Here is a 12,759-nt window from a genome sequence, read left to right on the forward strand (position 1 = left end):
GTCCTTCGCTCACACCAGTTTCACCGCTGGGCCCCGGCGCGCCAAGCAAGTTCACGAACGTGGGTGCCAGTCACCCCGTTGGTCTAGCTGGTGCCGCTACGCTGCATTAGTGCGGCTCGGGAGAATAATGGTTTTCGCCGGAGTCGTCGCGTTCGGTACCGCCGAATTGCGGAACCGCGAGTTCGTCCAATCTCAGAAGGGAGCACATCCGATGAGCAACGCGACGGGCAGAAGCACGCCGGTGAACGCGCGAGCGCCAGGGAACGCCACCTCTCGGCGGGGCAGCGGACCGGTGCACCCGGCGCCGGTCTGGGAAATTGGCCGGGGGAGGTGCTCGAAGACGTTCAGTCCGGGAGGGCTTCCGCACCCCGCAGGAGCATTGACCAGAATCCCAGTGCTCCGGTGCGGAACGCGACTGGCAGCGCGTAGCCGACCGCGGCGTCGACACTGAGCACTCGCTCGCGCGTCTGGATCCAGTGGACGATGAAGTCGCCTTCGTCGTCGTCCATGGAGAAGTCGGCGAGCTTGGTCCCGTCCCGCAGCAGTTGGGTGGTGGCGATGGAGTTGGGCTTGAAGAGGTATTCGCCACCCTTGACGGCCACACGGATCTGATACGAGCCGCGTGTCCATTTCCCTGGCCCCGCCAGGATCGTCGCGGGGTCCCCACCTACGATCATGTCGAGGTCCGCCGACCGGCGAGAGCCGATGGGGACGAACTGGTTGACCTCCGCGCCCGGTCTCCGCCGGATCGCCACCGCGGGAACCTCGGGGCCGGAGACCTCAACAGACCCGGATTCTTCATCGGTATGGACTTCGAGTTCGCCGAAGAACGCGTCGTCGGCGACGCGGGTTCGGGTCATGCGCATCATGCTCCCATTGTTCGATCCATTTCGGACGATAACAGCTGTGTCGTCGCCAGCTCGCGGTAGAGAGTGTCGCCCGGCCACGCACACGTCCTCGCCTTCGACCAGACCCGCACCGTCGGAGTCGTCACTCTGCTGAAGTTGACAAGTGATTTCGGTAAGTCCGACAACGGCTTTCCGTTTACTTGATCACCGATGATCCCGACGCGCTATCTCTGGGTTAGCCGCGGCAGTTCTCCTCGTGCAACTGGAAAGCACCGGTTCCGGTGAAATGCGGTGACGGTGAGCTCGTCGCCTCTGGCGAGGCGTACGAGACCCGGGCGAACGTGATCAACGGAGCGGAAGCAGTCCGGCGTGTCACGGCCGCGGGCCCAGCCCGGTGAACAGGGCTTCGAGCACGCGGTCGACATAGGCATGGGTGATGGGTTCCCTTGTGACCAGGAACTGGAAGTACAGCGGACCGGACAGGATCGACATGACCAGGTCGAGGTCGAAGTCGGGTGACACCTGGCCCTGCTCCTGGGCGGCACGGAGACGGGCGACGGTCTTTTCGGTCTGCGGGCGGATGAAGCGTTCGTTGAGGCTGACCGAAACGGCGGGATCGTGCTGGGCTTCGCCTAGTAGCGCCTGGTACAGCGGGCCCCACGGCGGAGTGCCCAGCAGGTCCACGGCCGCGTAGATTTGCCGGCGCAGGTCGGCCTTGATGTCGCCGGTGTCGCGGTAGTCGAGTACGGGCCCGTTCAGCGACAGGAGCGAGTCGAGGAACAGTTGGCCCTTCGAGTCCCAGCGGCGGTACACCGTGTGCTTGCCGACGCCGGCGCGGACCGCGACCCCCTCGATGCTCAGCTTGACGTAGCCGACCTCCCTGGCCAGGTCCAGCGCGGCGCGCATGATCGTTTCAGCTCGGTCGTCGGCACGGGTGGCGCGGTGCTGGATCATGCCAGCACCATACCGGAACGGCACGTGCCGTATTGACATGGTGCTCGCGCGCGATCAAGATGAACATGGCACGGCACGGGCCGTGTCGTTTTGCTTCGGAAGGGATCGACCCATGAACCTCGCGTACCACATCGTTGCCGTCCTCACCGCACTCTGGATCGGCTTCTCCGGATACTCCCTTTTCTCCAAGCAGCAGTTCGTCGTGGATCCGCTCAAGGAGTACGGCGTCCCGCGATCGTGGTGGAACTGGCTGGCCTTCGCCAAGTCGGTCGGAGCCCTCGGGCTGATCGCTGGCTTGTTCGCCCCCGCCATCGGTGTCGCGGCGGCGGTGGGGCTGATCCTGTACTTCCTCGGGGCGGCGGCCACGACCGTCCGGGCACGCTCGTACAACACCACCCTGTTTCCGCTGCTGTACCTGGCACCCGCCGTGGCGACGCTCGTACTCCAGCTCGCCAGATGAACCTCTGCCTATCCCGCACAGCGCGCGAGCGAGGTGCCTGTGGGTGGTTCGGCGGAGACACCCGACCACTGGTGCCCGGCCGGGCAAGGGGCCGGTTTGGGAGAACTCTCGAGTGGTGAAGGACTTGATGGAGTCTGCGGTGGCTCGAAACAGCGCGTCAGTTCTTCTTCTTCCAGAACCGGCGTCCGAGTTGTCGGCGGCGGGTTTCCCGAGTGCGTGGTGCGTGGGTCATCGTCGCGATGTCCGGCACGGAGAACGGTGCTGCTTCATAGGTGATGGATGTGCTGGCGGTCAACGCTATGCGGCCTGCCGGGGTGGCCTCCACGGTGACCCGGCAGGCGCTGCTGGAGGCGGCGATGACCGGGCCGGTGGGCCTGTCGTCGGTGATGTCGGTCCAGCCGTGCTCGGTCCACCAGGTCTTGAGCGAGTCGAAGTAGTCGTCGGTGCGGGTGCGGTCGACGCCGTCGATCCAGGCGCCACACGTCATGAGGTGGCCGTGTGGGGCAGGAGATGGCGGAAGCGGGGTCTGATCGAGGATGGTGTGGGCGCCGTGCACCGTGCACGAGGCCGGAAACACCGCATGCGTGGCGTCCAGGATGGTGAGCCGCAGGGTGAGCTGGGCTTCTGCCAGGTGGGAAGTGTCCACGGTCTGCCTCCAGTTCGAGGTGTCTATTGCCGGTTCCCGCGTTCGAGGTCGTCGGTTCGTGCGCGGAGCTGGGAGATCGTGTTGGCGAGCGCGTCGGCGTGTTCGGCGTGGCGGGCCGCCTCGTACTGGAGTTGGAGAATGCGGGTGTACAGGGCGATCCGGTTGTCTTCCATGGCGGCGAGCAACGCGGAGTTCTGGTACCGCTCGAGGAGCGGCAGCAGTTGCTTGTCGTCGCTGGTGGGCCGGAGAACGATTCCCAGGCCGAACACGGCGGGTATCAGCGCCATGCGGGGTTCGGGTGAGGCGGCGTCGCGGAGGGCGTCCTCGACCGCGGTGAGGACACCGTTGAGCTCGCCGCCGGCGTGACTGGCCGTCGTGAAAGCGCCCATGCCCACGAGACCGGCGGGGGTCGTGTCGTCGTGCCAGACGGTGGGACCGTCGGCGGTGGCTTCGTGCGGGGCCGGCAGCCGGGAGGGTTGGTAGTAGGTGTCACGGCGCCCGCACGGCCACAGCACGTCGTGCAGGACGGCGACGGCGCCGGGAGCGTAGTGCAGGATCCAGTCCAGTTCCTGTTTCACGGTGGCGTAGTTGTGGTCTCCGTCGATGACGTAAAGATCGGCTACCGGAATGCCTTCCAGCGCTTGCGGCGACGGGGCTTCGACGAGACGCAAGCCGTCGTGCGCGTCGATCGTGGCTCGGAGCGCGGGGGACGGCCGGGGTTCGACGCAGTAGACGTCGGAGGCGCCGAGTTCGGTGTACAGGGTGCTCGCCTGCCCGGTTTCGACGCCGATTTCGACCACGGTCGCGATGCGACGGTGGGTGAACAGCAGTTCGAAGATCTCCTGGAAGACGGAAAGGGAATGCAGCAGCAGTGGTGCCCGCCGGGCAGCTCGCGCTTGCGCGTGCGGGTCGTTCCGGTCACCGGGGCCCGCCGGGCGCCGTGCCCTCACCATCGGGCGATCCGGCGCACGACCGCGCGTGCCGCGGTCGTGGCGAACCCGCGAACGCCACGTGCCCGGAGTTCCCGGCGTAGCAGGGCCTGGGCGCGTTGTGCTCTGCTCGCCGGCGGAAGTCTCATCCCGAGTCCTGACCGCGAGGTCGGGAGCATGGCGAACCCGGCGGTGACGCACACGGTGGTTGACGGTGCCCCGGTGGATGCGGCCAGTGGGAGCCAGATCGCGGCGAGCGGTGAGTGGAACTGGACGAGGTTGGCGCCGGTCCAGGTGCAGTCCACAAAGGTCAGTGCGGCGAGTGTCTCCGGGGTGTCCCAGGTGATGGTTTCGCGGCGTCCGCCGGTGACCACGTTGGCTTCGATCCAGTCGATGCGTACCAGCGCGGGCCGGCCGGGGACCGCCAATGAGACCGCCACGATGTCTTCGGCGTGCACTGTCATGCGCGCGAAGGAGAGTCCGTTGTGGTTGACGCGGACCCGGCGGTCCGCTCCGTCATGCCACTGGCCGTCGCCGGTGAGGAAGCGCAAGGTGGTGGCGGATTCCTCGCCCGCGGGCTCGAACGCGATCGGATCGACGGCGCCGGAGGCGAGTGCGCGTGACGCCGCGCCGAGGTGCGGGTCGGACGCGGCCAGCAGCGCGGGCCAGAACGCGTCGCGCAATCGCAGATCGCCGAGATCGTTGGGGGACAGGTAGGGGATCGCCTGCCGCAGGTCTTCGGGGAACACGCGGGTGATGACGGCGGAGCCGAAGTTGTCTTCGTGCCGCCAGTTCCCGAACACCGATGCCTCTCGTGCGGTTGGTGCCCGCAATGCGGAGACCAGGATGTTCGCGAGCCACGACGAGGCGGCGTGCAGCGGTGCGTGCGGCTGGTCGGTGGAAGCGACCTGCCGGTTCCACCGCGCCTGGAACGCCCTGATCCCGTCTTGCGCGGCACGCCGTTCAAGCTCTTGCGCTTTAGTACCGGTGACGGGCGCGAGAACGGGTGTGGCGTCGTCGGTGAAGGCGACGAGGGAGCCGCAGATGGCGTTGACGCACTGCTCGATCACTTCCGGGCTGCGGGTGATGGGGTAGGCGACTTCCCGCGGGTGCCCGGTCTGGCCGAGGAAGCCCTGAGCGCGCAGTCCCTCCCGCTGCAGCTGCGCGGATCGTTCATCGGTGGCCAGGTAGAGCGCTGAAGGGACCACGTCACTTCGCGTGCCGCGCAGCACCCGCGCGAGGTGGAGCTGGATGGTGCCACCCCAGCCGAGATCGACCAGCGGCAACTCCGGGCTGTCCAACGCGCCGGCCTCGTCCAGAACGGTGAGAAGCCTCTCTCGGGCCGCGGTCGTGGTGCAGGCGAGCCGGTTGAGCAGATACGGCGTTTCGGTCAAGGCCACGCTGACCTTCTCGGAGATACCGCTGTGATCCAGTACGGTCTCGAGGTCGGCGGCCAGAAGCGGTACTTCACCGGGGCGCAGTTCCAGGATCGTCAGCAGCTGGCGGACGGTCAGGAGATGGCGCTGGCGGATGAAGTCCCGCACGCGGGCGCGGTCGGTGGCGTCAAGGGCGGCGAGGGATACGACGTGCCGGGACAGCCAGATCGGACGCGCGCGTACCGGCCACCCGTGCTGGAGGGCGGCGCTGTCGACGAGGTCGGCGAGGAGTTCACCTTCCCGCATGGGGCACCAGACCGTGGGCCAGCCGGCTTCGTGCGCGGTTCGCGCGACCCACTCGGCGAACCCGGTCAGCACCGGTCCGAGAACGGAAGCGCCGAAACGCCATGCCGTCGCGGTGGCGGAGCCTGCCGCGGTGCCGTTGGCCTGGAGCACCTTCGCCCGGAGGCCGGTCAGCCCGAAATCGCCGTGCTCGGGGTCGAGCCGGGTGGGATACCGGTGATCACGAGGGTCGAGAGGAACGCCTTCGCGATCGAGGACGTCCGCGAAGCACTCGTCGATCCGTCTGAAGTGGACGGTTCGGATCCCCAGCTTGCCTGGCACGTCGTGATCGGCGGTTTCGTTGTCGCCCACGTGCAGGATCTGTTCCGGGGCAGTGCCGGGAAGGTTCTGGAGTACGACTTCCCACAGCCCGGAAGCCTTGTCGGCGCCGTGTTCCTGGGAGCGGAACACCCGTGCGTCCCGGAGGGGTTCGAGGCCGCGCCGGTCGAGCAGATGGCGCAACTGGGCATCGGTGAAGTAGGTGTCGGACACCACGATGAGCGGCAGCGCGTGCTGCGCTGCCAACGCGATGAGCTCCGCGACGTCGGGATCCACTTCAGTGAAGGCGCGCTCGACGCGGACCTCCTCGGCGACGTACTTCTCGAGCGGGACGTCGTGCAGCAGCGCCCGCGGCATCGACCGCCAGATGTCCGCGAGCGACACCTCTTCGCCCAGCGCGCCGCCCGCGGCGCGGGCGGCGCCTTCGGCGTCGATCCGCATCTGCCGGAACGTCGCGTCGGTGAGCCACGACGGAATCAAGCCGTCACGGCGCAATCCTGACCCCAGTACGCCGAACAGGTCCGTCGGACGAGGTACCCGCCGCCACAGGACGGTGTCGAAGACGTCGAGGCTCAGTAGCGCGCACGCACGGTCCAGAATCGCCGTCCGGACTGGTTCGAGCCGGTTGTGCCGGCTGGTGCGGACATCAGTGGTGACTCCCGTCACGGTTTTCTCCCGAGGATCGTTCGCGCTATTCGGCGGAACCCGCGCGAGAGCGTCGCTTCGCGGCGACAGGCGCAGGGTTTCCGGACACACCCGTTTCATGATGAGGTCTTCACCGCCGCGGCGACACCGTTGTTTCGGCGACAGTTCGAGGAAATCCCCGCGGCTGCCGAACGGCCGGTCCCGGAGGCACCCGATTCAGCGAGTTCGTCATGCTTCCCCGCCCGTTAGAATTCTCTTACCGCTCAGGGAAAGTGGCGGGGAGAACTTCCAGTGTCGACAGGTGGGTCCCGGCGCCGGTTCGCCGGTGTCGCGGTGATCGTCGGAGGTGGGGAAGTCCCCGGCGGCTCGTACCCGTCCGCGGTGTACCTGAGCAACGGGTCGGAAGTCCCGATGTGCGGTGGCGCGCTCGTCCGGCAGGATGCCGTCTTGACCGCGGTGCGGTACGGAACTGCGGGTGGTGGCCCACCGGAGCTGTGCGGCGACCTATCCGAGCTTCAAAGCCCGGCGGATGTCACCGCGCACAGCGGGAGCGACGCTTGACCCGAGTCGCCGCGTGCCTGCCCACTATGACGAGCAAGGTGACCAGCAGCACGCCAAACGGTACGCCCAGTTCGGCATGCCCTCTCAGGATGTTCCCTAGGCACCCGATGAACAGGGCGACGGAGACCGGTGCCCACATTCGTCCTCATTTCACGGGCAGAAACAGGCGACCTGTCCTGCCTTCTGTGTGTGGCGTCACGTGCAGCCATTAACCCGGATCGCCGAGTGGTGCCGCAAGTGTTTACCTGATGAGTCTGGTGGGAAATGCCCCGGGCGGGTTAAACGACGGTAACGCGCTTCGTGGAAACGGCACGGCTTGTTATCGTGACGGGCGTTGATTTCTTGGCGCGTGGATGGATCCGGTTCCGAGCGTTGAGGTGGTCCCGTCGCGTGCAGGGGAGGCGACGGGACCACCTGAAGGCTCGGTGGGTGCGGCGGCCAGCCCCGAAGCGGTGATCATTCGCTCTGCGGTGTCGATGGTCCGCTCACGACGCCGCGGGTGTGGCGGGTCGCGGCGTCCGGGTGTCACCGCGGGCTCTCGGATCGGGACTGCTCAGACTTGGTAGGAGGCGCAGTTGTGTGCAGCGGTGCGCGTATGCGCACGATCGGGGGAAGGCGCGTGGCTTTCGTGAGCGCGGGGGTTGAGTGATGTCGTGGTGGGGCAGACAGATCGTGTCGCGGTAGCGGGCGTGGAGACAGGGAGGGTGGGTTGTGGCGGAGCGGGGCGGGTCTTCGGTGTTCGGGCGTGAGCTCGCCGCGTTGCTGGAGCGGCGAGGGTTGTCTTGGCGCAGGTTTTCCACGATCGTCGGGTGTACGCCGGGCTGGCTGAGCAAGATCAAGAACGGGGCGGTGCCCTCGGCGGCGTTCGCGCGCCGGTGCGACGAGGTCCTCGACGCGGGCGGGAAGCTCGTCGCGCTGGCCGAGGCGGGTGCGGAGGCGGTCGTCCCGGTGGCGCAGTTGCCCGCCGTGACGGGGTTCTTCGCGGGCCGTGTTCGCGAGCTGGCGGCGCTGGGTGAGCTGCTCGGTGCGGACCAGCCGCCCGGGCAGGCGCGGGTGGTGGTCGTCGACGGGTCGCCTGGTGTCGGCAAGACGGCGCTGGTGCTGCGGTGGGCGCACGATGCCGCGGCCGGTTACCCCGATGGCCAGCTGTTCGTGAACCTCGCCGGCTACGCGGCGGGAGGCAGGCCGCTGCCCGCGGAGGAGGCGTTGGAGCGTGTTCTGCGCGCGCTGGGCACACCGGCGAAGTCGGTTCCCCAGTCGATCGAGGAGCGCGCGGCACTCTACCGGTCCTTGCTGGCGGGCAGGCGGATGCTGATCGTGGTGGACAACGTCGCGGACGGCGCGGAGGTGGATCCGCTGATCCCGGGTTCGTCGGCCTGCACGGTGCTGGTGACCAGCAGGACCCACCTGCCGGGGCTCGGCGTGCGGGTGGGCGCCCGGCACCTGACGGTCGGGCCCATGTCCGAGGACGAGTCGGTGTCGCTGCTGGAAACCGTGCTGGGCACGCGGCACCCCGACTGCCCTGAGCACGTGCTGCGGGAGCTGGCGCGCCGGTGCGCGCACCTGCCGCTGGCGCTGCGCATCGCGGCCGAGCAGGCGGTGGCCGGACGGCACGCGAGCCCCGACGACCTGCTCGAGCACCTGGTCACCGATGGCCTCGACGTGCTGGCCCTGGACGAGGTGACCGCGATCCGGTCGGTGTTCTCCTGGTCGTACCGGTCGCTGCCGCCTCGCGTGGCGGCGATGTTCCGGGTGCTCAGCGTGCACCCGGGGACGGATTTCAGCGTGCCCGCCGCGGCCGCGCTCGCCGACGTGGCACCGGCCGAGGCCGCTCGCCTCCTCGCCGAGCTCACCCGCGCGCACCTGGTCGAGCAGCGCGGGCACACCCGTTTCCAGATGCACGATCTGCTGCGTCTCTACGCCATCGAACTGGCGGGTGCCGAAGACCCGCCCGCCGAGCGGGATCGCGCCGCGCGGGCGTTGGTGGACTGGTATGTGCGCTCCGCGCGGGCGGCGGCCGAGCGCATCGCGCCCTATCGCGTCCGTTCTTCGGCACTGCGGCTTCCGGGCGCGGGGGGCCACGCCCTCGTTCGAGGACGTCTCGTCGGCGGTGCGGTGGAACGAAGCCGAGATCCACAACGTCGTGGCCGTCGCCCATCTGGCCGCGGAGCTCGAGCTGCACCAGCTGGCGTGGCAGCTGCCGCTGGTGATGATCGACTACTTCTTGCTCGCCAAGCCGTGGTCGGTGTGGCTGCCCCTCAGCGAAATCGCACTCGATGCCGCGCGGGCGAGCGGTGACCGTCGTGCGCACGGCATGACCACCGCGAATCTCGCCCTGGTGTGCTTCTGGCGCCGCGAGTTCGATCGCAGCCACGCCCTCTACACCGAGGCCATGGGAATCACCCGCGAGATCGACGACCAGCACGTCCGGGCGTGGATCAGTTACGGGCTCGCCTGCCTGGGATACGAACGTCACCAGCTCGACGAAGCTCGTCGCTTCGCCGACGACGCGCTCTCGCTGTTCGGAGGGCTTGGCGAGCGCGACGGTGAAGCGGCGGCACTGGCCGTGCTGGGGGATATCCATCGCGAGGCCGGGGAGTGGGACGCCGCGATGGCCGCGACCGAACGTGCGCTGCGCGCGTGCCGCGCCCTGCACGACACCTACGGTGAGGGGCGCAAACTGGTCAAACTCGCCGAGGTCCACCTCGCTCGCGGACAGCTGGACGAGGCGATGGCCAGCCTCGACCGGTCGCTGATCGTGCGGCAGGACGCCGAGGACCGGTGGGGTGCCGCCGACGCGCAGGTCCGCCGGGGCGACATCATGTGGGAACTGGGGCTGGCCGACCAGGCCCACGCAGCGTGGCACGAGGCACTGGAATTCTACGAGTCGATCGAGGACCCCCGCGCCGACGACGTCCAAAACCGGATCGCCACCACGCACGGGCAGGCATGACACGACCGCGTACTCGCCGCGGCGGTACCTGGAGATTCGAGCGAGGTGCGCGTGAGAACCAGAAAGAGCCGACTTGGGCAACGCGTCACACCCGGCTGGAGAGAGCCGGTCAGCAAACTTCTGCTGATAATTCTTGTTTTCTCAAATGGATTCATGTGGACTACTGGAATATATCCGCCGATTTTCGGCGGAGTAGTGTTCACTCTGCTACTTGCGCTCTTGGTATTCAACATGGTCTATTGGATAAGAGTCAAAGAAAACAAAAGTCATCTGAAAAATCGCAAGTAGAAAACCTTCGATAAGTGGTCGGCGGAGCAAGCATCGATGCAGGCCTGCGAAGCGGGAGTCGGGTGGAGCTGGCAACGATAACCCTTAGTGCTGCCCAAGCGGCTAATCGACGTACGCGACGTTGCGCTGCAGGTTCCGCCTGCAGAACGCCTTCGGCGTCGGTGCTACGGGAACCAGGTAGCACGTGCATACCTGGCGATAGGCCGAGAGAGTGATCTTCGCCGATGGTGACCGCCCGGACGAGCGATAGATCCAGGCGGCTTCTGGTGTCAGGTGGAGTGGCCGCGGCGGTGTCCGGCGGCGTCCCTGCGCAGCCGTGCGGTCTTGTCCCCGATGTCGCCGAGCTGGTCGGCCAGGCCCGCGTGATCGCGCTCCAGATGGTCTCGTACTGCCGCTAGCGGGGGCAGCAGGCTCGTGACGTCGTCCTCGCCCAGTGCCGCGCCGAGCCGATCGGCACTCGCACGGCCCGCCGCGTCGAGGTCGTTCAACGCACTGACCTGACCTGCCAGCTGCCGCAGCACCGCCGCGTTACGGCGAGCCCAGTCCGCCACCGCGCGGTCCCCCGCACGCCGATCGCGTTCGGCGTCGACCCTGGCCTCCCCGGTCGCCTCCCCGGTCACCGACGGCCGCAGGCGCAGGAACCGCCGCTCCGCCGCCTGCCGGCTCGCCAACCCCAACGCCGGGGCCAGTACCGCCCAGCTGGCGCCATCCGCGCGTGCCGCCGCGATCAACTCCGGCTCCCACCCGGCGAGCTGTTCCCGTACCGATCGCAACGCGGCCAACGCCCCGAGGAGCTCCTCGGACGGCACGCCACCCCGCCGGGCCGCGGTCACCGTCTCCTGTACGCCCTGCACCACCTGGGCCGGGTCACCGTCCAGCATCTGTCATCCCTTCGACGACTCCACACTTGTCATCGTTTAGATGACATGTTAGAACAGTGGGGCGTGTTGACACCAGACCGTCGACCCCAGGAGGTGGAACCCATGTTGATGCGCACCGACCCGTTCCGCGAGCTCGACCGCTTCGCCCACCAGATGGTCAGTGGCGCGGCTCCCGGAACCTGGTCCAAGCCGGCCGCGATGCCCATGGACGCCTACCGCGCCGGCGACGAGTTCGTCGTCTGCTTCGATCTGCCCGGCGTCTCCCGTGACGCCATCGAACTCGACGTCGAGCGCAACATTCTCACGGTCAAAGCCGAACGACGGCATCTCCCCGGCGGGGACGACGTGCAGATGCAGGTCTCCGAACGGCCGCTGGGCGTGTTCTCCCGCCAGCTGTTCCTCGGCGACACCCTCGACACCGAGCGCATCACGGCCGACTACGAAGCCGGCGTGCTGACCTTGCGCATCCCGATCGCCGAGAAGGCCAAGCCCCGGCGCATCGAAATCGCCGGCACCACCGGCGACCGCAAGGAAATCCAGGCCTGACGGCCATCCCCGTGCGGGACCCGATCACCCCGAGCGGTCCCGCACGGGGCGCCGTCACGTTTCCGGAAAGGCGTCTCGACCCGTGACCACCTCGCTCGGCATCCCGACCGGCCACCCCCATCCCGCGCTCACCGCCCTGTGGACCTATCTCGGCGACGTCACCACCGCGCTCGGCATCGGTCCCGAATCGTGCACCGTCGACCACGACAGCCCGGTCTCCGCCTACGTCGCTCTCGACGAGCGGCTGCCCGGCTACCCGGACCGCGACGTCGCCCTGTTGTGGGACGAGGCGCGCGGCTGGGCCGCGGCGGTCGAGACCCACTCCGGCGAAGACCTGATCGTCCTGCGGTACCTCGGCGGTCGCACGATCGTCCCCGCGCCCCGGGAAATCGCACGGTTCGTCACGGCGCTGCACGAGGACGACCACCGCATCGGCAGGCTCGACCCGCCGGCCATCCGCCCCGCCGCGGGGCTGACCGACCTCGACGCCGCTCTCCGGCGACGCGACGCGGTCTGACGCCCCGGCAAGGTAGACGCCCAATGCCACCAGCGGTGGAGCCCCCGTGCCCGCACACCTCAGGAACTTCTGCGGCCTCCACCCCGCTGACGACCGGGATCGGTCCCGCCTTCTTCTCCCATACTTCAAGCTGTGCTGGTTCGGAGAGTGGGAGCTGCGACGGCTCCTTCGTCTGCGGCGAACGGTAACGCCGACCACCAGGTGTGCACGGCGTTGCAGGCCATCGGAGCGCGCGGATCCCGGACGAGCCCGCGGGATCTGATGCAGGTGCCGCCACCGCCGGTGGTCAGCGGCGCGCCAGCGAGGCAGTGCGCGATCTGCTGACTGACCGCCGCCAGCACAACTACATCCGATGACCGGACAGGGCCTCGAACACCGGGCTGTTCGCGACTGGGGACGGTTGATGGCGCAACACCTTGGCCAATGCGGCTCCCCGTCGGCCTGGTCCAGGCGCGTGACGGTGGTCAGATCGATATCCCCTGTGGCGTGTACCACGACGGTGCCGTCCTGCAAGGTCTCCGCCGTGACACGCGG

The 12,759-nt window shown here is 68.1% G+C and carries 13 protein-coding genes; 7 read left to right on the forward strand and 6 right to left on the reverse strand.

From position 1 onward, the window contains the following. Positions 1 to 344 precede the first annotated feature (344 nt). Complete coding sequence (locus ABD256_RS16215) at positions 345 to 869, reverse strand: hypothetical protein (RefSeq protein WP_344418507.1); 525 nt, start codon at positions 867 to 869, stop codon at positions 345 to 347. 260 nt (positions 870 to 1,129) lie between these two features. On the opposite strand from ABD256_RS16215, the gene ABD256_RS16220 reads away from it, so the two are divergent. Beyond that, the gene (locus tag ABD256_RS16220) at positions 1,130 to 1,246 is read left to right on the forward strand and encodes a DUF1508 domain-containing protein (RefSeq protein ID WP_344418510.1); all 117 of its coding nucleotides are present in this window, start codon (positions 1,130 to 1,132) and stop codon (positions 1,244 to 1,246) included. On the opposite strand, the gene ABD256_RS16225 is transcribed toward ABD256_RS16220, so the two are convergent. Further along, entirely contained in the window at positions 1,221 to 1,802 is a 582-nt protein-coding gene (locus ABD256_RS16225; protein WP_344418513.1) for a TetR/AcrR family transcriptional regulator, read from the reverse strand. The two genes, ABD256_RS16220 and ABD256_RS16225, sit on opposite strands and share 26 nt — an antisense overlap. Positions 1,803 to 1,914: 112 nt before the next feature. Here ABD256_RS16225 and ABD256_RS16230 point away from each other — a divergent pair, with 112 nt between their 5' ends. Continuing rightward, positions 1,915 to 2,262 carry a DoxX family protein gene (locus tag ABD256_RS16230; RefSeq protein ID WP_344418516.1) on the forward strand — a complete coding sequence of 116 codons (348 nt, stop codon included), beginning with the start codon at positions 1,915 to 1,917 and terminating at the stop codon, positions 2,260 to 2,262. A gap of 157 nt (positions 2,263 to 2,419) precedes the next feature. Here the strand turns inward: ABD256_RS16230 and ABD256_RS16235 are convergent, their stop codons facing one another. From ABD256_RS16235 to ABD256_RS16245, 3 genes are read right to left on the reverse strand one after another with little or no spacing between them, the layout of a single operon-like run. Next, entirely contained in the window at positions 2,420 to 2,908 is a 489-nt protein-coding gene (locus ABD256_RS16235; RefSeq protein ID WP_344418519.1) for a hypothetical protein, read from the reverse strand. Between the two features lie 23 nt (positions 2,909 to 2,931). Next, positions 2,932 to 3,861 (reverse strand): class I SAM-dependent methyltransferase, encoded by a 930-nt coding sequence (locus ABD256_RS16240; RefSeq protein WP_344418522.1) that lies wholly within the window; start codon positions 3,859 to 3,861, stop codon positions 2,932 to 2,934. Then, complete coding sequence (locus tag ABD256_RS16245) at positions 3,855 to 6,500, reverse strand: HAD family hydrolase (RefSeq protein ID WP_344418525.1); 2,646 nt, start codon at positions 6,498 to 6,500, stop codon at positions 3,855 to 3,857. Before ABD256_RS16245 ends, ABD256_RS16240 begins: the two co-directional genes overlap by 7 nt. Before the next feature lie 270 nt (positions 6,501 to 6,770). On the opposite strand from ABD256_RS16245, the gene ABD256_RS16250 reads away from it, so the two are divergent. The 3 genes from ABD256_RS16250 (at position 6,771) to ABD256_RS16260 (ending at position 9,993) form a co-directional block, all read left to right on the forward strand. Beyond that, on the forward strand, positions 6,771 to 7,040 hold the full coding sequence (locus ABD256_RS16250; RefSeq protein WP_344418528.1) for a trypsin-like serine protease: 270 nt from the start codon (positions 6,771 to 6,773) through the stop codon (positions 7,038 to 7,040). 711 nt (positions 7,041 to 7,751) lie between these two features. After that, positions 7,752 to 9,338 (forward strand): helix-turn-helix domain-containing protein, encoded by a 1,587-nt coding sequence (locus ABD256_RS16255; protein WP_344418531.1) that lies wholly within the window; start codon positions 7,752 to 7,754, stop codon positions 9,336 to 9,338. Next, entirely contained in the window at positions 9,250 to 9,993 is a 744-nt protein-coding gene (locus tag ABD256_RS16260) for a tetratricopeptide repeat protein (RefSeq protein ID WP_344418534.1), read from the forward strand. The genes ABD256_RS16255 and ABD256_RS16260 overlap by 89 nt, the downstream gene beginning before the upstream one ends. A 557-nt stretch (positions 9,994 to 10,550) precedes the next feature. On the opposite strand, the gene ABD256_RS16265 is transcribed toward ABD256_RS16260, so the two are convergent. Then, positions 10,551 to 11,159, reverse strand: a complete 609-nt coding sequence (locus ABD256_RS16265) for an HSP18 transcriptional regulator (protein ID WP_344418558.1) — start codon at positions 11,157 to 11,159, stop codon at positions 10,551 to 10,553. A gap of 105 nt (positions 11,160 to 11,264) precedes the next feature. On the opposite strand from ABD256_RS16265, the gene ABD256_RS16270 reads away from it, so the two are divergent. Together ABD256_RS16270 and ABD256_RS16275 are read left to right on the forward strand one after the other, a co-directional pair. After that, the gene (locus ABD256_RS16270) at positions 11,265 to 11,708 is read left to right on the forward strand and encodes an Hsp20/alpha crystallin family protein (protein WP_344418537.1); all 444 of its coding nucleotides are present in this window, start codon (positions 11,265 to 11,267) and stop codon (positions 11,706 to 11,708) included. An 82-nt stretch (positions 11,709 to 11,790) separates the two neighbouring features. Then, positions 11,791 to 12,225 (forward strand): DUF6292 family protein, encoded by a 435-nt coding sequence (locus ABD256_RS16275; protein ID WP_344418539.1) that lies wholly within the window; start codon positions 11,791 to 11,793, stop codon positions 12,223 to 12,225. The last annotated feature ends 534 nt before the right edge of the window (positions 12,226 to 12,759 follow it).

Origin of the sequence: Amycolatopsis minnesotensis (genome assembly GCF_039529815.1) — a bacterium.
GTDB classification, from domain to species: domain Bacteria; phylum Actinomycetota; class Actinomycetes; order Mycobacteriales; family Pseudonocardiaceae; genus Amycolatopsis; species Amycolatopsis minnesotensis.

Excerpts from the sequence above, each read along its gene's own strand:
- ABD256_RS16215 (WP_344418507.1), bottom strand. The coding sequence starts at position 869 with ATGATGCGCATGACCCGAACCCGCGTCGCCGACGACGCGTTCTTCGGC.
- ABD256_RS16225 (WP_344418513.1), bottom strand. The coding sequence starts at position 1,802 with ATGATCCAGCACCGCGCCACCCGTGCCGACGACCGAGCTGAAACGATC.
- ABD256_RS16230 (WP_344418516.1), top strand. The coding sequence starts at position 1,915 with ATGAACCTCGCGTACCACATCGTTGCCGTCCTCACCGCACTCTGGATC.
- ABD256_RS16240 (WP_344418522.1), bottom strand. The coding sequence starts at position 3,861 with ATGGTGAGGGCACGGCGCCCGGCGGGCCCCGGTGACCGGAACGACCCG.
- ABD256_RS16260 (WP_344418534.1), top strand. The coding sequence starts at position 9,250 with ATGATCGACTACTTCTTGCTCGCCAAGCCGTGGTCGGTGTGGCTGCCC.
- ABD256_RS16270 (WP_344418537.1), top strand. The coding sequence starts at position 11,265 with ATGTTGATGCGCACCGACCCGTTCCGCGAGCTCGACCGCTTCGCCCAC.